Origin of the sequence: Kitasatospora sp. Root107, from assembly GCF_001424875.1 — a bacterium.
GTDB lineage: Bacteria > Actinomycetota > Actinomycetes > Streptomycetales > Streptomycetaceae > Kitasatospora.
In genome coordinates this window covers 385,246-405,360 of sequence record NZ_LMCT01000067.1, presented here as the reverse complement: position 1 = coordinate 405,360, position 20,115 = coordinate 385,246, and the positions used below count along the sequence as shown (strand labels likewise).

Annotated in this window: 19 protein-coding genes and 1 riboswitch; of the genes, 10 read left to right on the top strand and 9 right to left on the bottom strand. The window is 72.2% G+C overall.

Features of this window, described 5'->3' with window-relative positions; all coding sequences use genetic code 11:
• Window positions 1-227 precede the first annotated feature (227 nt).
• Window positions 228-692 (top strand): TetR family transcriptional regulator, encoded by a 465-nt coding sequence (locus ASC99_RS33060; RefSeq protein WP_057239012.1) that lies wholly within the window; start codon window positions 228-230, stop codon window positions 690-692.
• Between the two features lie 19 nt (window positions 693-711).
• Here the strand turns inward: ASC99_RS33060 and ASC99_RS33055 are convergent, their stop codons facing one another.
• Entirely contained in the window at window positions 712-1,458 is a 747-nt protein-coding gene (locus ASC99_RS33055) for a GDSL-type esterase/lipase family protein (RefSeq protein WP_162257950.1), read from the bottom strand.
• A 202-nt stretch (window positions 1,459-1,660) separates the two neighbouring features.
• Window positions 1,661-1,767: riboswitch (cobalamin riboswitch) on the top strand.
• 81 nt (window positions 1,768-1,848) lie between these two features.
• Between ASC99_RS33055 and ASC99_RS33050 the strand changes: the two genes are divergently transcribed.
• Genes ASC99_RS33050 through ASC99_RS33030 form a run of 5 tightly spaced genes read left to right on the top strand, consistent with a single transcriptional unit; the run spans window position 1,849 to window position 7,459 of the window.
• Entirely contained in the window at window positions 1,849-3,201 is a 1,353-nt protein-coding gene (locus tag ASC99_RS33050) for a hypothetical protein (protein ID WP_057239008.1), read from the top strand.
• Window positions 3,198-3,863 carry an SCO2322 family protein gene (locus tag ASC99_RS39195; RefSeq protein ID WP_200948491.1) on the top strand — a complete coding sequence of 222 codons (666 nt, stop codon included), beginning with the start codon at window positions 3,198-3,200 and terminating at the stop codon, window positions 3,861-3,863. Before ASC99_RS33050 ends, ASC99_RS39195 begins: the two co-directional genes overlap by 4 nt.
• Before the next feature lie 10 nt (window positions 3,864-3,873).
• The gene (locus ASC99_RS38070; protein WP_157531904.1) at window positions 3,874-5,010 is read left to right on the top strand and encodes an energy-coupling factor transporter transmembrane component T; all 1,137 of its coding nucleotides are present in this window, start codon (window positions 3,874-3,876) and stop codon (window positions 5,008-5,010) included.
• Window positions 5,007-6,614, top strand: coding sequence for an ABC transporter ATP-binding protein (locus tag ASC99_RS33035; protein ID WP_057239006.1), 1,608 nt, complete (start codon window positions 5,007-5,009; stop codon window positions 6,612-6,614). Before ASC99_RS38070 ends, ASC99_RS33035 begins: the two co-directional genes overlap by 4 nt.
• Window positions 6,611-7,459 (top strand): ECF transporter S component, encoded by an 849-nt coding sequence (locus ASC99_RS33030; protein ID WP_057239005.1) that lies wholly within the window; start codon window positions 6,611-6,613, stop codon window positions 7,457-7,459. Before ASC99_RS33035 ends, ASC99_RS33030 begins: the two co-directional genes overlap by 4 nt.
• Window positions 7,460-7,492: 33 nt before the next feature.
• Here ASC99_RS33030 and ASC99_RS33025 read toward each other — a convergent pair whose 3' ends face one another.
• Window positions 7,493-7,828, bottom strand: coding sequence for an antibiotic biosynthesis monooxygenase (locus ASC99_RS33025; protein WP_057239003.1), 336 nt, complete (start codon window positions 7,826-7,828; stop codon window positions 7,493-7,495).
• 309 nt (window positions 7,829-8,137) lie between these two features.
• On the opposite strand from ASC99_RS33025, the gene ASC99_RS33020 reads away from it, so the two are divergent.
• Window positions 8,138-8,434 (top strand): hypothetical protein, encoded by a 297-nt coding sequence (locus ASC99_RS33020; protein ID WP_369824365.1) that lies wholly within the window; start codon window positions 8,138-8,140, stop codon window positions 8,432-8,434.
• 25 nt (window positions 8,435-8,459) lie between these two features.
• Here ASC99_RS33020 and ASC99_RS33015 read toward each other — a convergent pair whose 3' ends face one another.
• Window positions 8,460-9,011, bottom strand: a complete 552-nt coding sequence (locus ASC99_RS33015; RefSeq protein WP_200948489.1) for a hypothetical protein — start codon at window positions 9,009-9,011, stop codon at window positions 8,460-8,462.
• Between the two features lie 202 nt (window positions 9,012-9,213).
• On the opposite strand from ASC99_RS33015, the gene ASC99_RS33010 reads away from it, so the two are divergent.
• The gene (locus ASC99_RS33010) at window positions 9,214-10,074 is read left to right on the top strand and encodes a GNAT family N-acetyltransferase (protein ID WP_057238999.1); all 861 of its coding nucleotides are present in this window, start codon (window positions 9,214-9,216) and stop codon (window positions 10,072-10,074) included.
• Between the two features lie 46 nt (window positions 10,075-10,120).
• Here ASC99_RS33010 and ASC99_RS33005 read toward each other — a convergent pair whose 3' ends face one another.
• Window positions 10,121-12,175, bottom strand: coding sequence for an MDR family MFS transporter (locus ASC99_RS33005; RefSeq protein WP_057238997.1), 2,055 nt, complete (start codon window positions 12,173-12,175; stop codon window positions 10,121-10,123).
• 249 nt (window positions 12,176-12,424) lie between these two features.
• Here ASC99_RS33005 and ASC99_RS33000 point away from each other — a divergent pair, with 249 nt between their 5' ends.
• Window positions 12,425-13,393, top strand: coding sequence for a peptidoglycan-binding protein (locus ASC99_RS33000; protein WP_057238996.1), 969 nt, complete (start codon window positions 12,425-12,427; stop codon window positions 13,391-13,393).
• Window positions 13,394-13,404: 11 nt separating this feature from the next.
• Here the strand turns inward: ASC99_RS33000 and ASC99_RS32995 are convergent, their stop codons facing one another.
• The 5 genes from ASC99_RS32995 to ASC99_RS32975 all read right to left on the bottom strand — a co-directional run bounded on the left by ASC99_RS32995 (window position 13,405) and on the right by ASC99_RS32975 (window position 19,363).
• Window positions 13,405-13,989, bottom strand: a complete 585-nt coding sequence (locus tag ASC99_RS32995; RefSeq protein WP_057238994.1) for a TMEM165/GDT1 family protein — start codon at window positions 13,987-13,989, stop codon at window positions 13,405-13,407.
• A gap of 219 nt (window positions 13,990-14,208) precedes the next feature.
• Complete coding sequence (locus ASC99_RS32990; RefSeq protein WP_057239216.1) at window positions 14,209-14,952, bottom strand: ABC transporter permease; 744 nt, start codon at window positions 14,950-14,952, stop codon at window positions 14,209-14,211.
• Window positions 14,952-16,511: a dolichyl-phosphate-mannose--protein mannosyltransferase gene (locus tag ASC99_RS32985; protein ID WP_082598821.1), complete on the bottom strand. Its 1,560-nt coding sequence runs from the start codon at window positions 16,509-16,511 to the stop codon at window positions 14,952-14,954. The genes ASC99_RS32990 and ASC99_RS32985 overlap by 1 nt, the downstream gene beginning before the upstream one ends.
• Before the next feature lie 87 nt (window positions 16,512-16,598).
• A complete protein-coding gene (locus tag ASC99_RS32980; protein WP_057238992.1) occupies window positions 16,599-17,972 on the bottom strand; it encodes an FAD-binding oxidoreductase in 1,374 nt (457 codons plus the stop codon).
• 95 nt (window positions 17,973-18,067) lie between these two features.
• Complete coding sequence (locus ASC99_RS32975; protein ID WP_235502885.1) at window positions 18,068-19,363, bottom strand: MFS transporter; 1,296 nt, start codon at window positions 19,361-19,363, stop codon at window positions 18,068-18,070.
• 122 nt (window positions 19,364-19,485) lie between these two features.
• Here ASC99_RS32975 and ASC99_RS32970 point away from each other — a divergent pair, with 122 nt between their 5' ends.
• Window positions 19,486-20,046, top strand: a complete 561-nt coding sequence (locus ASC99_RS32970) for a MarR family winged helix-turn-helix transcriptional regulator (protein WP_057238990.1) — start codon at window positions 19,486-19,488, stop codon at window positions 20,044-20,046.
• Window positions 20,047-20,115 lie beyond the last annotated feature (69 nt).

The following is a 20,115-nucleotide window of genomic DNA, read 5'->3' as shown; positions in this document are numbered from 1 at the left end:
CCCGCTCACCCGGCGTTCACTGTGACATAACTCTCGGACCACCCGACCGCTGACATATCCTCACCTAGACCGGCCGGTCTTCCCACCCCGTGGTTGAATCACCTCGATCCGGTCACCCATGCGCGCGCTCCGGGAGCCCCCTTGACCACCACCGCCGCCCTCGGTACCGGCCTCACCCCCCGGCAGGCCGAACGCCGCCGCCGGATCCTGCGGGCCGCCACCACGCTGTGGCGGAGAGCGCCGAGGTCGCGCTCGGCACCCTCTACCGCTACTTCCCGTCCAAGGTGCACCTGCTGGTCGCGGTGATGCAGGAGCAGCTCCAACAGCTGCACGAGCAGGTCCGCCGTCACCCGCCCACCGGTGACGACCCGGCCGGCCGGGTGGCCGAGACCCTGACCCAGGCCTTCCACGCGCTCCAGCGCGAACCCCGGCTCGCCGAGGCGATGGTCCGCGCGCTCTCCTTCGCCGACCGCTCGGTCGGCGCCGAGGTGGACGCCGTCTCGGCCGTCACCTCGGCCATCGTGCTGGACGCCGCCCAGCTCGGCCCCACCCCGTCGCCGACCCAGCAGGCCGCCCTGCGGGTGATCGGCCACACCTGGCACGCCACCCTGCTCGCCTGGCTCTCCGGCCGCGCCTCGCTCGCCGAGGTCCGCGGCGACCTGCACACCGCGGCCCGGCTGCTCGTCCTCTGACGCTCCGTCCGTCCGCCCGTCAGTCGATCGCGGCCTTCGCCGCCTGCGAGATCTCCGCGCCGTCCGGGAACGGGCGAGCGTACCTGGCCCCCAGCCCGAACCGGTCCGCCAGCACGTCGGCGAAGGCGGCCGCGATCCGGAACTCCCCGGCCGGGTTCGGGTGCGTGCCGTCCCAGGTGTGCGCGGCGGCGACGAACTCGGCGTCGGTCCTGGCCGTCACCACCCGGGCGTCGGCCCGGTCGAGGTCCTTCGCCACCGTCTCGATCCGCCCGTTGCAGGCCGCCACCCTGGCCGCGAACTCCCGGTCCGCCTCCGCCTTGGTGGTCGGCAGGATCCGCCCCAGCACGATCCGCAGCCCGGGCTCGGCCCGCCGCGCGTTCGCCACGAACTCCCGCAGGTTGGCCTCGAACTCGGCCGGCTCGACCCCGTACCGGAACAGGTCGTTGATCCCGAGCAGCACCAGCAGGTACTCCGGCCCGTGCTCGGCCACCTTGGCCTCGATCTCGTCCTTCTCCGCCAGGTACGGCCGCCCCCACCGGGCGTCGTGGTCGGTGTCGAACTCCGGGTCCGCGTACGTGTCGTCGTCGTCCCCGGACTCGGCGGTGCGGATGTTGTCCAGGGTGTTCTTCGGACCCACCAGGTCCACCGCGACCCGGTGGGCCGCCAGGTGCTTCCAGAACCGGTGGCGCCAGGTCCAGTCACCGCTGCTGCCATGGCTGATCGAATCGCCGACGATCATGATCGGGAGAGGTTCGATGCTCTTCATGTCCCCCATGCTGGGCGCCCGGGCCGACGCACCGCGCGCGCTGCTCCGGCACTCGGGTGACGCTGCGTCAGGACCTCGGCCGGCCGCCCTGCTCCCGTCGCGACCCCCAGAACTGATACCGGTTCCAGCCTCGGGGCACCCGCCGTGTCCGGCCCCTGTCCGCTCGGGGCACTCCGGTCGGCCGGTTAGAGTCTTGGACGCAGGATCAACAACTTCATCCGCTCCTCGTGCGGGGGAAGCCGGTGCGACTCCGGCGCTGACCACGCAACCGTCACAGTCGGGATGCCCGCCGGGGAGCGAGCGGCAGTGCCGGGTTCCCGGCTCCGTCGAGGTCTACGGGCGGCCCGCCTCGGGTCGCTGCTCCGCTCACCGAAAGGCACGTCGACCCTCATGCTCTCCACCGCCCGCACGGGCGCCGCCGCGCTGGCCGCCGCCGCGCTGCTGATCGGCGCCGCCGCCCCCGCCCTCGCGGACACCCCCTCCCCCGCCGCCGCCCCGGCCGCGCTCTACGGCAAGGGCGACCCGACGTACGACGGCGTCTGGCGGCAGTCGCTGGCCTTGACCGCGCTCGGCGCCGTCAAGGTCGTCCCGTCCGACGCGGCCGTGGGCTGGCTGACCGGTCAGCAGTGCGCGGACGGCGGCTGGGCCTCGTTCCGGGCCGACACCGCCGTGGCCTGCGACGCCAAGACCGAGGACAGCAACGCCACCGCGATGGCGATCCAGGCGCTCAAGCTGCTCGGCGGGCACCAGGACGCGGTGACCCGGGGCACCGACTGGCTGAAGACCGTTCAGAACGCGGACGGCAGCTGGGCCTTCAACCCCGGCAACCCGGGTGACGCCAACTCCACCGGACTGGCCGTCAACGCGCTGATCGCCGCCGGTCTCGACCCGGCCGCCGTCGCCAAGAGCGGCAAGAGCGGCTACGACGGCTTGGCGCTGTTCCAGCTCGGCTGCGCCGCCCCCGCCGAGCAGCGCGGCGCCTTCGCCTACCAGCCGGCCCCGGACGGCGCGCTCAAGGCCAACGACCTGGCCTCCGCGCAGGCCCTGCTGGCCGCGGCCGGCGGCAAGCTGCCGGTCGTCAACACCAACCGAGTGGACGCCGCGCCCAAGCCCCTGGACTGCGCCGCCGCCCCGGCCACCGTGCCGCACACGGACTCCGCCGAGGCGGCCGGGGCCTACCTGGTCGCCCAGCTGGGCGCCAACGGGCAGCACCTGATGCAGGCCATGCCCGGTGCCACCGCCACTCCCGACTTCACCGCGACCGCCTGGACGGTGCTCGGCCTGGTCCAGTCCGGGCACCCGCAGCAGGCCGCCCCGGCCGCCGACTGGCTGGCCGGCAACGGCTACCCGTGGGCCGCCAAGGGCACCTCCGGCACCGACGCCTCAGCCGCCGCACTGCTGCTGCTGACCGCCCAGGCCGCCGAGCGCGACCCGTACGACTTCGGCGGCACCAACGTGGTCCAGCTGCTGATCGACTCGGGCCCGGCGCCCAAGTCCCTCCCGGCCGCCGGCGCCTCCGCCTCCGCCGACCCGGCAGGCACCGAGGCCGACGACGACAACGGCTTCTCCCCGGTCTGGCTGGTCGGCATCGGCCTGCTGGTCGGCATCGGCGGCGGCCTGCTGCTCAGCCTCCAGCGCAAGCGCGGCACCCACACCGTCGGTGCCCCCAGCAAGGCTGCGGGCGACAAGGCGGCGGGCAGCAAGGCGGCGGTCAGCAAGTCCGAGGGCGACGACCAGAAGTGACCTTCCCTCACTCCCGGACGGCGGTGGCGGCCCCGGCCGTCGCCGCCGTCCTGGCGCTGCTGCTCGCGCTGCTGCTGCCGTTCCTGCTCGCCGCGCCCGCGCATGCCACCGGCTACCGCTACTGGTCGTTCTGGAAGTGGTCGGGCAGCGCCTGGGCGTACCAGCAGCAGGGCCCCGCGGTGTACGTCCCGCCGGACGGCGCGGTGGACGGCTGGCGGTTCGCGGTCAGCCCCGACGGCGGCAAGGACGCCGCCCGGCCCACCGCCGCCGGTGACTTCGGCGCGGTCTGCGCCACCACCCCGGCGCAGACCGGGAAGAAGCGGATCGCCGTGGTGCTGGACTTCGGCACCACCGCCGACGCCCCGGCCGGCGAGACCCCGCCCGCCGCCCGGACGGTGTGCGCGGCGGTCCCCACCGCCGCCAGCTCGGCCGAGGTGCTGGCCGCCGTCGCCCCGCCGCTGCGCTACGACGCCAACGGCATCCTCTGTGCGATCGTCGGCTACCCCCGCTCCGGCTGCGGCGACACCGTCGGAGCTGCGGACAACTCCGCCGGTAGGAGCGAGAGTTCGGGCCCGTCGGTCGGTCTGCTGGCGGGCGGCGCACTGGTCGCCGTCCTGGCCGCCGGCGCGGTCTGGCAGGCCCGGCGCCGCCGCGACTCCTGAGGTGTCATCCGTGCCCACGCCCAACCGCACCCGGCAGCCCCGCCCCGTCCGCTCGACCCGCTCAGCGATCGGCCCGCGCCACCTGCACCCCGGCGCATGGTGGCTGTGGGCGATCGGGCTCGGCGCGGCGGCCTCCCGCACCACCAATCCGCTGCTGCTCCTGCTGATCGTCGCGGTCTCCGGCTACGTGGTCGCGGCCCGGCGCAGCACCGAGCCCTGGGCCCGCTCCTACACCGCCTTCGTCAAGGTGGCACTGGCGGTGCTCGGCATCCGGCTGCTCTTCACCGTCTTCCTCGGCTCCGGGGTCGGCGGCACCCATGTGCTCTTCACATTGCCCCAACTCCCGCTGCCGGACTGGGCGCAGGGGGTGCGGATCGGCGGCGCCGTCACCCTGGAGGGACTGCTCTACTCGCTCTACCAGAGCCTGCGGCTGGCCACCCTGCTGATCTGCGTCGGCGCCGCCAACGCACTGGCCAACCCGGCCCGCCTGCTGCGCGCCCTGCCCGGCGCGCTGTACGAGGCCGGGGTGGCCGCCGTGGTGGCGCTCACCTTCAGCCCCAACCTGGTCGCCGACGTCCAGCGGATCAGGTCGGCCCGCAGGCTGCGCGGCCGCTCCGACAAGGGCCTGCGCTCGCTGCTCAGCGTCGGCCTGCCGGTGCTGGAGTCGGCCCTCGAACGCTCTGTCAGCCTGGCGGCCACCATGGACAGCCGGGGCTTCGGCCGCACCGCCGACCTCCCGCGCCGGGTCGCCCGTTCGATCGGCGCGCTCACCCTGACCGGCCTGCTCGCGGTGTGCGTGGCCTGCTACGGCCTGCTCACCGAGGGCACCGTGCGCTGGGCGCTGCCGGTCCTGCTGATCGGCCTGGCCGCGCTCGGCGCCGGGCTGCTGCTCGGCAGCCGACGCTCCGTCAGGACCCGCTACCGGCCCGACCCCTGGGCCTGGCGGGAGTGGCTGGTGGCGGGCTCGGGCCTGGCCGTCGCGGGCCTGCTGATCTGGCTCTCCGGCCGCGACCCCGCCGCCTTCAACCCGCCGGCCGTGCCACCCACCGTGCCCGAACTCCCGCTGCTGCCCGCGCTCGCCGTACTGCTCGGTCTGCTGCCCGCCTTCGTCGCCCCTGCCCCGCCCCGCCCCGGAGCCCCCAAGTGATCCACTTCGAACAGGTCTCGGTCCAGTACCATGACGCCGCCGCTCCCGTGCTCGGCGGCCTCGACCTGACCGTCCCCGAGGGGGAACTCTGCCTGGTGGTCGGCCCCTCCGGGGTCGGCAAGTCCACCCTGCTGGGCGCGGTCAACGGCCTGGTGCCGCACTTCACCGGCGGCGTCCTGCACGGCCGGGTCACCGTCGACGGCCGGGACACCCGCGAGCACCGCCCGCGCGAACTCGCCGACCTGGTCGGCATGGTGGGCCAGGACCCGGTGGCACACTTCGTCACCGACAACGTGGAGGACGAACTCGCCTACGGCATGGAGTCGCTGGGCATCGCGCCGGAGGTGATGCGCCGCCGGGTCGAGGACACCCTCGACCTGCTCGGCCTGGCCGAGCTGCGCGACCGGGCGCTCTCCACCCTCTCCGGCGGCCAGCAACAGCGGGTCGCCATCGGCTCGGTGCTGACCAGCCACCCCAAGGTGCTGGTGCTGGACGAGCCCACCTCGGCGCTCGACCCCGGCGCCGCCGAGGAGGTGCTCGCGGTGCTGCAACGGCTGGTGCACGACCTCGGCACCACCGTGCTGATGACCGAGCACCGGCTGGAGCGGGTGGTCCAGTACGCCGACCGGGTGCTGCTGCTCACCCCGGACGGACCGGCCAGGTTCGGCGACCCGGCCGAACTGATGGCCCTCTCCCCGGTCTACCCGCCGGTGGTCGGCCTCGGCCGGGCGGCCGGCTGGTCACCACTGCCACTGTCCGTCCGGGACGCCCGCCGCCGGGCCGCCCCGCTGCGGGCCGCACTCGAGGGCCGGACCCCGCCCGTCGTCCCCCCGGTCACCACCGAACCGGTCGCAGTGGTCTCCCGGCTGACCCTCAAGCGCGGGCCGAACCCGGTGCTGCGCGGGGTCGAACTCGCCCTGCGCCCCGGCGAGATCACCGCCCTGATGGGCCGCAACGGCGCGGGCAAGTCCACCCTGCTCGGCGCCCTGGCCGGCCTGTACAAGCCGGACTCGGGCACCATCAGCGCCGCCGGGCTGACCCCGCACCGGTCCAGGCCCAAGGAGCTGATCCGCCGGGTCGGCCTGGTCCCGCAGGAGCCGCGCGACCTGCTGTACGCCGAGACGGTGACCGCCGAGTGCGCCGGCGCTGACCACGACTCCGGTACGCCGCCCGGCAGTTGCCGCGCACTGGTGGCCCGCCTGCTGCCCGGCATCGACGACACCTTGCACCCGCGCGACCTCTCCGAGGGCCAACGCCTCACCCTGGCCTTGGCCGTGGTGCTCACCACCCGCCCCGACCTGATCCTGCTGGACGAGCCGACCCGGGGCCTGGACTACGCCGCCAAGGCCCGCCTGGTCACCGTGCTGCGCGAACTGGCCGCCGACGGCCACGCCGTCCTGCTGGCCACCCACGACGTCGAGCTGGCCGCCGAACTCGCCCACCGCACCGTCATCCTGGCCGAGGGCGAGATCGTCGCGGACGGCCCGAGCGCCGAAGTGGTGGTCTCCTCCCCGGTGTTCGCCCCGCAGGTCGCCAAGGTGCTCGCCCCGCTGCCCTGGCTGACGGTCACCCAGGTCAGCGACGCCCTCCGGACCCCGGCATGAAGGGAGCCCGCGTGAAGCCCCTCACCCGGCCGGTGCCGCTCGGCGGACGCTCCGTCCTCCTGCTCCTGCTGATCACCGCGATCGGCGCGGTCGCCTTCGGCTGGCCACTGCTCGCCGACCCGTCCTCGGCGCTGGCCGGGCACTCCACCGACGCGCCGTGGCTGTTCGCCCTGCTGATGCCACTGCTGCTCGGCGTGGTCATCGCCCAGATCTCCGAGGGGCGTTCGGACGGCAGCCCCGGTCTGGACGCCAAGTCGGTGGCGCTGCTCGGCGTACTGGCCGCCGCCGGGGCGGCACTGCGCCCGCTCGGCGCGGGGACCGCCGGACTGGAGCCGATGTTCTTCCTGATGGTGCTCGCCGGGCGGGTGCTCGGCCCGGGCTTCGGCTTCGTGCTCGGCTCGGTCACCATGTTCGCCTCCGCCCTGCTGACTGGCGGGATCGGGCCCTGGCTGCCGTTCCAGATGCTCAGCATGGGCTGGGTCTGCCTCGGCGCCGGCCTGCTGCCAGGCCCCGCCCGGCTGCGCGGCCGCCCCGAACTCCTGCTGCTGGCCGGCTACGGCGCCCTCGCCTCGGTCGCGTACGGCACCGTGATGAACCTTCAGTTCTGGCCCTACCTCGGCGTCGGCCTCCCCCCGGCCCTGTCCTTCGACCCCGGCGCCGACCTCGGCACCAACCTGGGCCACTTCCTGGCCTACTGCCTGGCCACCTCCCTCGGCTGGGACCTCCCCCGCGCCGTACTCACCGCCGCCCTCTGCCTCACCGTCGGCGGCCCGATCCTGCGCGCCCTGCGCCGCTCGGTCCGCCGCGCAGCCTTCGACGCCCCGGTCACCTTCAAGGACGCCTGACCTTTCCTCAGAGGCCAGGCGTCCCCGTCCGGCTCAGCCCTGCTTCGGGCCGGTCGACTGCACCACCTCGAAGGACCACAGCGTCGACCCGGAGGCCGCGGGCTTCGGCTGACCGCCCTCGGCGTTCGGCGGACCCTGACGGTGCGCCGCCTGCATCGGGCCCTCCATCCACGCCTTGAAGTGCTCCTCGCTGGCCCAGCGGGTGTACACCAGATACTGCTCCGTACCCTCCACCGGCCGGAGCAGCTCGAACCACTCGAAGCCGTCCGAGTTCTCCACCGACCCGGCCCGCGAGGCAAACCGCTGCTCCAGGGTCTCCCGCATCTCGGTGGGCACCGTCAACACGTTGATCTTCACCACGCTGGCCATCTGACACCTCGTACGTTCCACGGCCGCCCGACCGGCGACCTGAGCCTGATCACGTGTCAGCAGTCTCCTACATCCTCCGGAGCAAGCGGCTCATCGCCCCGAAGCGCCGACAAACCCGGTGGACATCGACGTCTCGTGGGCCGAACAGGTGAGGGAGATACGTTTCGCTTGAATGCCTTCAACACACTGGTGCTGTAGACCCGGTAGGTGTGCGGGTGACCTCAAATGTCCCTTCATGAAACGAGGATCTCCGTGCGTCTTCGACACACCCTTGCCTCCGTCTGCGGTGCTCTTGCCCTCACGGCGGTCATGGCGACACCCGCGCAGGCGGCCACCGGCGACTTCGGCTACCGGTTCGTCGGCCTGGACGGCCGGGCGCAGGCGGCAACCCTCCATGACCCGGACAGCCCTGCCTGCGTCACCCTCCCGGAGGTCGCGGACTCGGACGCGTCCGAGCCTGCCTTCGCCCCGCACAACAACACCGACACCTGGGCCATGGTCTTCACCGAGCCCGACTGCACCGGTGACTCCTGGACCCTGCGCCCGCACGGCCACCCGGCCACGGACCGTTTGAAGCTGCGTTCGGTCTTCTTCGCTGACCGGTAGGCCCGACGGAGCGGGGCGCGGCCGGTCAGTGCTGGGTGTTCCAGAAGCCGATCACGACCGCGCCCCACCAGCAGACCTGGGAGAGCAGTGCGGTGCCGGCGCCCCAGGCGAGCAGGCGCGGGGTGAGGGCGGTGGCGGAGTGATCGGCCATCCGTCGGTCGAGCAGACCCGCTTGCAGGCCGTTGACGGTGAGGAGGAGGACCAGGGCGAGCTTGATCCGGGTGAGGGGCGAGGTCAGGTCGGGTTCGAGCATCATGCCGCTGACGACCAGCCCGGCCAGCCCGGCCCAGATCGGGACGTGCAGGCGGGAGGTGGTGCGGAGGGTCTCGAACAGCGTGCACCTGCGGGTCATCCAGAGCAGCCCGTGGTAGTCGGCGACCATCACAGCTCCGAAGCCGAGGACCAGCGAAGCAAGGTGGACGAAGAGGGCCGCCGAGTGCAGCGTCGGGTCCGAATGGACGTGGGCGGAGATCCAGGCGCACGCCGTGAGTCCGGCACAGGCCAGCAAGGCTGCCGCGGCGACCGTCCACCAGCTGTCGTGCAGGCCCAGCGGCCGCGACGAGGGCAGAGCGGACACAGACGCCTCCAAACAGCTCGAGATAGGTATTAGGCAAGGCTTACCTATATTTCAGCCTTCGGGTCAATCCACCGCCTGTTGATAAGCCCGAAATATCCCGGATTGCCGACACTTCGATGCCTGTCCGAGATCTGACGGTCCGTAAGAGGAGCCCTCAAATAAATGCCGCCTCCCACACAGGCACCCCGCCTAGGCTGCAGGGATGTGCGCGATAGCAGCAGTGACCGACCGGAGCGAGTGGCGGAGCGGGTTCGAGCAGCGGGTGCTGGCCGCGTACCGGGCGGCGGGGTGCTCGGAGCCGCTGGCCCAGGCCCTGCTGGAGCGGGCCCTGAAGGGGGTCGACGACTGGACGGTCGCCACCGACGGCAGCGGGTGGATCGCGGTCGGGGTGACCGACGACAACGGGACGGCCGTCGGCCGGATCCACGACCTGACCGTGCCGCACGGACGCGAGTGGGCCGAACGCTGGTGCGCCGAACAGGGCGCGCGACGGGTGGAGGTCCGGCTCGTAGGCGGCCCGGGGCAGTTCGCCGACTACCCGGTCCGGGGGCAGAACCGGATGCGGGCCGCCGCCGAGCAGCCCGAACTGCCGCCGGGCCTGACGGTCCGCCGGCTCACCGAGCAGGAGTACCCGGCCTGGTACGCGAGTGAGGAGGCCGAGTACATCGCCGACATCGTCCGGGCCGGTGCACTCACCCCGGAGCAGGCCAAGGTGAAGTCCGACCAGGACATGGCCCGGATCCTCCCGGAGGGCTTCCTGACCCCGGGTCACGCCTTCTACGTGATGGAGGCCGCCGGTGAGGAGATCGGCACCGGCTGGGTCAACCACGCCTTCCTGCCGGGCGTCACGTTCGGCTTCTCCCTGCTCGTGCACCCGGAACACCGCGGCAAGGGCTACGGCCGGGCCGCGATGACCGTGGGCGAGTGGGCCACCCGGCAGGGCGGCGACGAGGCGATGATGTTCAACGTCTTCGGCGGCAACGACGTCGCGATGAGCCTGTACGACGCCACCGGCTTCGCCGTCCTGGACGAGTACCGCTCGATCGACCTGCCCCGGAGCTGACGTCCGCTCAGTACGACTGCTCAGTACGTCCGCTCAGTACGTCCGCTCAGTACGTCCGCCCCTCGCCGCGCTGGAGGTGTTCGGGGCCGGTCCGGTCGGGGCGGTCGCCGCCCAGCTGGGAGCTCAGCCGGGTGAGCAGGTCGGCCAGTTCGCCGAACTGCTGCTCGTCGTAGTCGCCGAGCAACTTCGCGAGCTGGGCCCGGCGGGCGGCGACCAGCCGGACGGCCACCTCGGAGCCCGGCTCGGTGAGCCGCAGCGGCAGACCGTTGCGGACCGCCAGGCCCCGGCTCTCCACCTCCCGGGCGGCCTCCTCGATCACCGCGATCGGGACGATCTTCTGCTCGGCCAGTTCGGCGGGCTCGACGGAGCCGTGCCGCTGCATCTGCAGGATCAGCCAGCTGGAGGCGGGCAGCAGGTCGAGCCCGGCCTCGGCGGTGATCCGGCGGAACAGGTCGCGGCGGGCGTCCCGGGTGCCGAGCACCGCGAGGGCGCGGGCGATCTCGTCCAGCGAGGAGCGCTCCACCGGGTTCAGGCCGATCGACTCGCTGAGATCGGGGGCGGTGACGGTTGTGCGGAGCTTCTGCTCCCGCAGGAAGAGCGAGAGCACGAAGGCGACCAGCACCACCGGCACCGCGTACAGGAACACCTGGGTGATCGACTCCGAGTACGCGTGGTAGATGCCGGCCTGGGTGTCGGGGGGCAGGGTGCCGATCGACCGGGGGTCCTGGGCGATGCTGTCCGGCTGGAAGCCCGGCGGGAGCTGAACCCCCGCCAGGTCCTCGGCGAGCCGGCGGTTGAGGCCGCTGGCGAAGATGGTGCCGAAGATCGAGACGCCGAAGGAGGCACCGATCGAGCGGAAGAAGGTGGCCCCGGCGGTGGCCACGCCGAGATCCTGGTACCCGACCGAGTTCTGCACGATCAGCACCAGCACCTGCATCACCAGGCCGAGCCCGAGGCCGAAGACCAGGAAGTAGATGCTCATCTCGGTGGTCGAGCTGTTCTCGGTCAGCCGGGAGAGCAGCAGCAGGCCGACGGCGGTCACGGCGGTGCCCGCGATCGGGAAGGCCCGGTAGTGGCCGGTGCGGGCGACGATCTGGCCGGAGCCGATCGAGGTGAACAGCATGCCGAGCACCATCGGCAGCATGTGGATGCCGGACATGGTCGGCGAGACCTGCATGACCACCTGGAGGAAGGTCGGCAGGTAGGTCAGCGCACCGAACATCGCGAAGCCGACCACGAAGGAGATCACCGCGACCAGGCTGAAGGTCCGGGAGTTGAACAGCTTGAGCGGCAGCACCGGTTCGGCCGCCCTGCGCTCCACCACGATGAAGAAGCCCAGCAGGACGACGCCCAGCACCCCGAGCCCGATGATCTGCCACGAGCCCCACGGCCAGGTCACCCCGCCGAGCGAGGTCATCAGCACCAGGCAGGTGGCGACCGAAGCGATCAGGAAGGTGCCCAGGTAGTCGATGCGGTGCTGCCGCTTGACCTCGCTGCCGTGCAGCACCAGCGCGATCACCACCAGCGCGACGATCCCGATCGGCAGGTTGATGTAGAACACCCAGCGCCAGCTCAGGTTGTCCACGAAGACCCCGCCGAGCAGCGGCCCGAGCACGCTGGTGACCCCGAAGACGGCACCGAACAGCCCCTGGTACTTGCCTCGCTCCCGCGGCGCCACCAGGTCGCCGACGATCGCCTGCGAGAGCACCATCAGGCCACCGCCGCCGAGGCCCTGGAGAGCTCGGAAGGCGATCAACTCGCCCATGTTCTGGGAGAGTCCGCAGAGCGCGGAGCCGACCAGGAAGATCACGATGGAGGCCTGGAACAGCCGCTTGCGGCCGTACATGTCGCCCAGCTTGCCCCAGAGCGGGGTGGCCGCCGTGGCGGCCAGCATGTACGCGGTGACCACCCAGGACAGGTGCTCCATGCCGCCGAGGTCGCTGACGATGGTGGGCAGCGCGGTGGAGACGATGGTCTGGTCGAGCGCGGCCAGCAGCATCGCCAGCAGCAGAGCGCCGATCGGGACCCAGAGGTTGTGGACCGTCACCTCCGGGGGCTGCTGGTCCTCCTGGACACCTTCAGGTGCGACGGCCTCCGCCATACCTGCTCCTCGGTGGGACGGCGGGCCTGGCCAGCGCCCGAGCTGATGATCCTTCAGTCTCACCATAAGTCAGCTATGTCCGATTTGCCGTCAGCTGCTTGCGCTATCCGTACCTCTGGCGGCCATTGATCCTTCACATGTCCGGTATCACCACCAAACCGGACAAGCCCCACCACGCGCCTGTCCACCCATCGGAACCTGCTGCATAATCAGGTCGCATTCGCCACCATCACCGAGGAGGACCGGCCCATGTCGGGAGCGCGCTGCCCCGTCTGCGGCACCGTCGGAGGCAACGGCTGTCCCTCCTGTGCCTCCTCGGACGCCACCACCGTGCTGCCCGCGATGGACGCACCCGAGCTGGTCCGGCCGTACGTGACTGCCCCGGCGGCCACCGACCCGTTCGCCACCCAGGTGGCACCCCCGTCGAACGACGCCTTCGCGACCCAGCTGATGCCGCCCGTCCCGCCGGCCGCCCCGCCCAGCGCCCCGCCGCCGCCGCAGACCGTGCCCAGCCTGCAGCTGATACCGACCCCGCCGCAGTGGACGCCCGAGGCGGCCCCGTCCCCGGACACGGACCTCGGCGTCTTCGGCTTCCGCCCAGGCCCCGGTGAACCGGTCCCCGGTGGCCGGGCCGATCGGCGGGTCCAGCAGCAGATCTCGGCCGGGCGCCGACGGACCGTCATCATCGCGGCCGGGCTCGGCGTCGCCGCGATCGGCGCGGGCCTCGCCCTGGTGCTCTCCCCCGGTGACGACAAGGTCAACCACGACCAGGCGCTGCCCCTCCCGGTCAGCAGCTACCAGCCCTCCGTGTCACCCCCGGCCGTGGCCGTCGTCCCGTCACCGACCCCCTCGGACACACCCACTCCGTCCGCCAGTCGCAGCAGCGCCAAGCCGAAGCCCAGCCCCACGGCCACCTCCGCCCCGCCCATACCCTCGCCGACCCCGACCACGGCCGCCCCGCCCACCGCACCCCCCGCGCCCACCGGGGCCCGGGTCCTGCACCTCGGCCTCGAGGGCGACGACGTCAAGAGCATGCAGCGCCGCCTGGTGGAGGCCATGCCCTGGTACAAGAAGTCGCTGATCACCGGCACCTTCGACGGGAAGACCGAGAACGCCGTGGCCAACTTCCAGAGCTACATCGGCGACTCCAGCATCGACGACCCGTCGGGGGTCTACGGCCCCACCACCCGTGCGGCCCTCGAAGAGCTGACGGACTGACCGGTCCTGGCTCAGCCGGCGAGCGCCTTGAACAGGCTGATGCCCGCCATCAGCAGCATGATGCTCGCCGCCACCCGCACGATCACCTTCATCGGCACGTACTGCAGCAGCTTCTGCCCGCCCAGGATGGCGATCCCGCTCACCGTGCAGAGCGCCAGCCAGGCGCCGATGCCGACCGAGAGCGGGTCGGCGTACTTGGCCGCCAGGTTGGCCGTCATGATCTGGGTCAGGTCGCCGAACTCGGCCACCGCGACCACCAGGAAGCTGGCACCCGCGACCTTCCAGAAGCTGTCCGAGGACGGCTCCTTGGCCTCACCGTCCTCCTCCTCGTCGCCCTGGGGCCAGAGCAGCATCACCGCGCCCGCCAGGAACAGCAGGCCGGTGACCCCCTCCACCCAGCGCTGCGGCAGCAGCGCCAGCAGACTGCCGGCCACCAGCGCCAGGCCGACCTGGAGCGCGAAGGCGGCCGCGATCCCGGCGAAGACGTAGCTCGCCCGGTAGCGGGTGCCGAGCACCAGGCTGGCGAGCGCGGTCTTGTCCGGCAGTTCGGCCAGGAAGACGATGCCGAAGGTAATCGCGGCAATGGTCAGACTCATCGGAGAGAAAGCCCTTCATCGGGTCCGGGCTGCCCAGCCGATGATGACCCGTCAGGGGACACTCCGGCCCGACAGCACTGGTAAATGATCACAGCACTGCGGCCGAAGGTCTCGCCAACACCCTGCAAGGGTGTCCCGGGCACCGGGCCCGCGCGCAAGTCGCAGGCCAGTATGTCGACGCTCCGGTGGAGGGCTACTCCCCTTCAACAGCCGCCAAGTCTACCCGGCGACCGCTCCACGCCCGACCAGCTCCAGCACCAGCAGGATCGCCACCGCCTCCACCAGCAGCAGCGCCACCAGCACGAACAGCTGCACCGCCCCCGCCTCCAGCGGGCTCGCGCCGCCCAGCAGCATGCCGACGAACGCCCCGGGCAGCGTGACCAGACCCACCGTCCTGGTCTGGTCCAGCGCGGGTACCAGCGAGGTCGCGGCGGCCGTCCGGCAGATCTCCAGCCGGGCGTCCCGGCTCTCGAAGCCCAGCGCGAGCGCGGCCTCCACCTCGCCCCGGCGCTGGCGCAGCTCGTCCAGCGCCCGCCGCCCGGCCAGCGAGGTGGCGGTCAGCGCCCCACCGATCAGGATGCCCGCGACCGGGATCACCGACAGCCCCTGCCAGGGCAGCAGCCGGGAGCCGACCAGCAGCGTCAGCACCGGCAGCACCCCGACGCCGATCGGCACCGCCGCCCACCACCAGCCGGGCCCGGCGGTCATCCGCCGCCCGGCCGTCCGCACCGCGACCGTGAACATCACCAGCACGAACGGAGCCGAGGTCCACATCGACCCGGCCACCCAGGCGATCACCAGCGCGACCGCCGCCAGCTGGACGCCCGCCCGCGCGCCCGCCCGCAGCACCGCCCAGCCGTGGCCGAGCAGTCCCCACCCGGCGGTCACCGCGCCGGCCGCCAGCAGCAGCGCCGTGACCGCCCAGAGCGACGGGCCGACCGGCAGCAGTTGCTGAGCCGCCATCAGATCCAGCTGGTGAACCACATCCGGTCCTGCCAGGACGTCATCGGGATCACCTCCGCCGTGTACAGCGGGTAGAAGAACGCGAAGCAGCCGACGATCGCCAGCACGATCAGGCCCGCGCCCACCGCGCCCCACCGCCGCCGCTCGGCCGAGCAGCCGGGCGGGCCGAGCAGCGCCCCCAGCAGCTGAGCCACCGCCAGACAGAGGAACGGCACCAGCACCACCATGTAGAACGAGAAGGTGGTCCGGTCCTGGTAGCGGAACCACGGCAGGTAGATCCCGGCCACCGCGCAGAGCACCGCGCCCGAGCGCCAGTCCCGCCGGAAGAACCACCGCCAGAGTGCGTACAGCAGCGCGAAGCAGGCCGTCCACCAGAGCAGCGGCGTACCGAGCGCGAGGATCTGCGAGGCGCAGCCACCCGGAGCGGTACAGCCCTGCTGACCGGTCGGCACCTGCTGCCAGTACATGCTGACCGGGCGGGCCTGGACCAGCCAGCTCCAGGCCTCGGACTGGTAGGTGTGCGGGGTGGTGAGGCCGGTGTTGAAGTCCCACATCTGCGCCTGGTAGTGCCACCAGCTGCGCAGCGGCGCGGGCACCCAGCTCACGGCACTCGACCGGTCGTCGGCCCACTGCCGGTCGTAGCCGCCGCCGGTGAGGAACCACCCGGCCCAGCTGAGCGGGTAGAGCACGACCGCGACGCCGACCAGGGAGAGGAAGGCGGGCAGCGCGTCCCGCCGCAGCATGCTCCGCCAGGGCCGGTACGCTCCCGCCCAGCGGCGGCCGGCCTGGTCCCAGAGCACGGTCAGCAGGCCGAAGGCGGCCAGCACCAGCGCCCCGTTCCACTTGGTCGCGCAGGCCAGGCCGAGCAGCAGCCCGGCGGCCAGTCGCCAGGGCCGCAGCCCCAGCCGCACCTGGTCACCGGCCCGGCCGCCCTCCGCCCTGGCGGCCGCCAGCAGGCCCCGGGTGTGGTCGCGGTCGACCAGCAGGCAGCCGAAGGCGGCCAGCACGAAGAACATCAGCACGCCGTCGAGCAGCCCGACCCGGCTCATCACCAACTGCAGCCCGTCCACCGCCAGCAGCAGCCCGGCCACACAGCCCAGCAGTGTCGAGCCGAACAGCCGCCGCCCGATCCTGGCCACCATCAGCACCGTCAGGGTGCCCAGCAGCGCGACCATCACCCGCCAGCCGAACGGGTGCAGCCCGTACGCCCACTCGCCCAGCGAGATGACCCACTTGCCGACCGGCGGGTGCGCCACGAACTCGGCGGCGGAGCTGAGCGGGATCACCTGCGGCACGGCCAGGATCTGCTCGTTGGCGCTGTCCGGCCAGGTCCCCTCGTAGCCCTGCCGGAGCAGCGACCAGGCGTCCTTCGGGTAGTACGTCTCGTCGAAGACGAAGGCGTTCGGGTACCCGAGGTTCCAGAACCGCAGCAGCCCCGCGAACAGCGCGACCGTCAGCGGCCCCAGCCAGTCGGCCCGCCGGACCACCCACGGCCGGGCCCCTGCCTGGTGTGCTGCCTCTTCGTCGACGACGGTCCCGCCCACCACCGCTTGCGTCATGACCTCGCCGATTCATGGTCTGCTGCCCGAGCCTGATTACCCGACAGCTTTGTCGCCTTTGTCGGGAATCCTAGCTCTGACGGTGGCTCAGGTCGGGACGATGTTGTGGTTCAGGTGGAAGACGTTCTCCGGATCGTAGGCCGACTTGACCGCCGCCAGCCGCCGGGCGTTGCCGGTACCGAGTCCGGCCGCCACCCGCTCCTCACCCTCGTTGCCGATGAAGTTCAGGTACACCGCACCGATCGACCAGGGTTTCATGTCGGCGCAGACGTCGCGTGCCCACTGCTTGCCCCGGGCGTCGTCCGCCGGGTCCTCCCAGACACCGAAGGGGTGCACCGCCCAGGATGCGGCCCGCCACGGTACCGGGAAGTCGTTGCCGCGAGCCGCCGCACCGCCCATCGGGAAGACCGCGTGCATCGAGGCGGAGGGCGCGATCATGTCCGCCGCCCGGGCGCAGAACAGGTCGACGGCCGGTTCGGGGAAGCTGTCCAGGTACTCGGCGGACCAGTAGTTCCGCTCGCCGGGCGGGTCGTCCAGCATGCACTGGAGCTCCGCGTACGGGAGCTCGGCGATCATCTCACCGGCGTGCCCGTGCGCCAGCATCGGCCGGAACACCTCGCGGGCCTCGTCCTCGCCACCCGCGTAGGTGAGCAGCACGGCCGCCGCGAGCCGGCCGACCAGCCCGGCCGGGACAAAGTCCTCCGGTGGTCCGGTGAAGTAGACGAAGCCGCCGCCCAGCTCCTCCGGCGCGGTCGCGATGAAGTCCACGTAGTGCCGAAGCACGGTCGGCGCGGCCTCCGGCGGCCAGAGCAGCATGGCGATGCTGATGGTCGACAACTCGTGCAGCCGGAAGGTGAATTCGGTGGCCACCCCGAAGTTGCCACCACCGCCGTGCAGCGCCCAGAACAGCTCGGGGTGCCGGTCCTCGTCGGCCACCAGCAGCTCGCCGTCGGCGGTCACCAACTGCACCGAGAGCAGGTTGTCGCAGGTCAGTCCGTACTTCCGCTCCAGCCAGCCGGAGCCACCGCCCAGGGTGAGCCCGGCGACGCCGGTACTGGAGTCGCGCCCGCCCGTGACGGCCAGGCCGTACGGCTGGGTGGCGCGGTCCAGATCGCTCATGGTGGCGCCGCCACCGACCCGGGCCACCCCCGCCTCCGGGTCCACCACGACCGAGTTCATCCGCCGCAGGTCGACCACCAGACCGTCGTTGACCGAGACCCCGGACACCGCGTGCCCACCGGACCGGACCGCGATCTCCAGGCCCTGCTCCCGGCCGAAGGCGATCGCGGCCGCCACGTCCGCCGGATTCGCGCACTGGGCTATCAGCTGCGGGTGGCGGTCGATCATCGCATTGAAGACCACCCGCGCCTGGTCGTACTCACCGTCCCCCGGCGCGAGGATCTCCCCGGCGAAGCCGGCTCGCAGGTCCGTCAGCAGTTTGGGGTGCAGTGCGGCAGCCATGGTGTCCGCCCTTCTCCAGGGCCGCGTCTGGCGCGCTTCGCGCTTTTCTGAGCGTAGCCCCGGCCGCCACCCGACGCACTCCGCGCTGGAGGGCCTCAGGCTGCGGTGTCCAGCTCGCGGTGCGGGACCAGCACCGGGACGGCCGGGCCCGCGTTGTCCTGAGCCGCCGTCAAGTGCGGTCGCAGGCGCAGCGCGAGGACCACGATCAGCAGCGTGCAGGCCGCCATCGCCGCCAGGTAGAGCGGCCAGGTGCCGGAGCCGACCAGCAGCACGCCGACGGCCGGGCCGACCGCGATGGCGATCTGCTTCACCAGCGCGTAGCCGGAGTTGTACGTACCGAGCAGCCGGGCCGGAGCCAGGTCGGCGACGATCGGGCCCAGGGTCGGCGCGAGCAGCGACTCACCGACGCCGAACAGGGCGTAGACGGCCACGATCGCGATGGTGGCGACCAGCGCCTCCGAGCGGACCAGACCGGCCACCAGGGCCATCGTCCAGGCGCCGAGCCAGACCACGCCGGCGGCCGCCATCGCGGTGGTCCGGCGGCGGCGCTCGGTGAGCTTCACCATGAACATCTGCAGCACCACGATGGTCAGCGCGTTGGCGCCGATGGCCAGGCCCAGAGTGGACGGCGCGGTGCCGACGGTGTCGGTGGCGAAGGCGGCCACCCCGGACTCGAACTGGCCGTAGCAGGTGAAGAAGATCAGCCCGGCGAGCAGGCAGAGCCGCAGCATCGCCTTGTCGGCGACCAGCGCGCGCAGCCCGGTCGGGCCGGTCGCGGCCACCAGGACGGGGGCGGCGGCCGGGATCCGGGCGGAGCCGGTGACCAGGGCCAGGCCGAGGAAGGTGAGCGCCTCGATGGTGAACAGCCGGGTCAGGCTGGCCGGGTCGGCGACGTCCACGATCTGCCCGCCGACCAGCGCGCCGATGCCCATCCCCAGGTTGATCAGGGTGAACTGGAGCGCGAACGCCCGCGACCTGGTGGCCTTGGTGGAGCAGCGCACGATCATCGTGGCCAGGGCCGGCTGACAGGTCGTCACCCCGGCGCCGAACAGGAAGGAGGAGACCAGCAGCGCCGGCGTACCGGTGGCGTGGCCGAACGCGAAGGCGCCGGTGGCGGCCAGCACGGCACCGATCCAGAGCACCGGACGCGGCCCGTACCGGTCGATGCCCCGGCCGGTGAACGGCAGCACCGCGAGCGCGGCCAGCGCGAAGACGGTGAAGACCATCCCGGCGGCCAGCGAGCCCAGGCCACGCACCTGGTCCACGTAGACGAACATGTACGGCATCGTGAAGCCGCTGCCGAACGCGCTGAGCGCGTTCCCGATCTGGACGCGGCGCAGCGGACCTCCCGCCCCGAGACGCCTGCCCTGCTGCTTCACCGTGCCGGCCACCGTGCACACCCTTTCACTGGATACTTTTAAGCTCAGAAGATTTCAGAGCTAAACTCTAAGGATCGGAAGCCTTCGCTGTCAAAGCCTTAACGTCTGCATCGGGGCGTGGGAGAATGGGCAGCATGAGCACTCCCAGACCCGCGTCGCCGAACCCGGGCGAGCTGGCCATCGCCGAGCAGGTGGCCGTCTACCAGCGGGAATTCCCGATGGTCGACCCCCAAGTGGAGACCATCGTGGGGACACTCTCCCGGGTCGCCCGGCGGATGAGCGTCGCCTACGGGCGGCAGCTCACCGTGCTGGGAATCACATCCGCCGAATGGGAGGTGCTCAAGGCCCTGGTGGTCGCGGGCAGCCCCTACCAGCTCGGCCCCGGCGAGCTGGCCAAGCGGCTCGGCCTGACCCCGGCGGCGATGACCCACCGGATCGACCGGATGGTGGCCGAGGACCTGGTCACCCGGGAGCGGGACGAGGCCAACCGGGTCCGGGTGATCGTCGAGCTGACCGCGAACGGCCGGTCCAAGTGGCTGGAGTCGATGCGGATGGCCGCAGTCTTCGAGGAGGAGCTGCTCCAGGACATCACCGCCGCCGAGCGCCCGGGCCTCTCCGAGATGCTCGGCCGGATGCTGCGGCGGATCGAGCAGGCCCAGCCGGATGCCCCCGGCCGCACCGACGACCTGAACTGACGGCACGACAGCCCTTGTCTCCGGACATGACTTCGCCCCGCCGGTCACAGCCCGGCGGGGCGAAGTGGT

Coding starts and splice junctions, on each gene's coding strand:
- ASC99_RS33055 (WP_162257950.1), bottom strand. CDS start 1,458: ATGAAGAGCATCGAACCTCTCCCGATCATGATCGTCGGCGATTCGATC.
- ASC99_RS33000 (WP_057238996.1), top strand. CDS start 12,425: ATGTCGGGAGCGCGCTGCCCCGTCTGCGGCACCGTCGGAGGCAACGGC.
- ASC99_RS32985 (WP_082598821.1), bottom strand. CDS start 16,511: ATGACGCAAGCGGTGGTGGGCGGGACCGTCGTCGACGAAGAGGCAGCA.
- ASC99_RS33020 (WP_369824365.1), top strand. CDS start 8,138: ATGGCGACACCCGCGCAGGCGGCCACCGGCGACTTCGGCTACCGGTTC.
- ASC99_RS32995 (WP_057238994.1), bottom strand. CDS start 13,989: ATGAGTCTGACCATTGCCGCGATTACCTTCGGCATCGTCTTCCTGGCC.
- ASC99_RS32980 (WP_057238992.1), bottom strand. CDS start 17,972: ATGGCTGCCGCACTGCACCCCAAACTGCTGACGGACCTGCGAGCCGGC.
- ASC99_RS33030 (WP_057239005.1), top strand. CDS start 6,611: ATGAAGGGAGCCCGCGTGAAGCCCCTCACCCGGCCGGTGCCGCTCGGC.
- ASC99_RS32990 (WP_057239216.1), bottom strand. CDS start 14,952: ATGGCGGCTCAGCAACTGCTGCCGGTCGGCCCGTCGCTCTGGGCGGTC.
- ASC99_RS32970 (WP_057238990.1), top strand. CDS start 19,486: ATGAGCACTCCCAGACCCGCGTCGCCGAACCCGGGCGAGCTGGCCATC.
- ASC99_RS33050 (WP_057239008.1), top strand. CDS start 1,849: ATGCTCTCCACCGCCCGCACGGGCGCCGCCGCGCTGGCCGCCGCCGCG.
- ASC99_RS33010 (WP_057238999.1), top strand. CDS start 9,214: ATGTGCGCGATAGCAGCAGTGACCGACCGGAGCGAGTGGCGGAGCGGG.
- ASC99_RS33025 (WP_057239003.1), bottom strand. CDS start 7,828: ATGGCCAGCGTGGTGAAGATCAACGTGTTGACGGTGCCCACCGAGATG.
- ASC99_RS33005 (WP_057238997.1), bottom strand. CDS start 12,175: ATGGCGGAGGCCGTCGCACCTGAAGGTGTCCAGGAGGACCAGCAGCCC.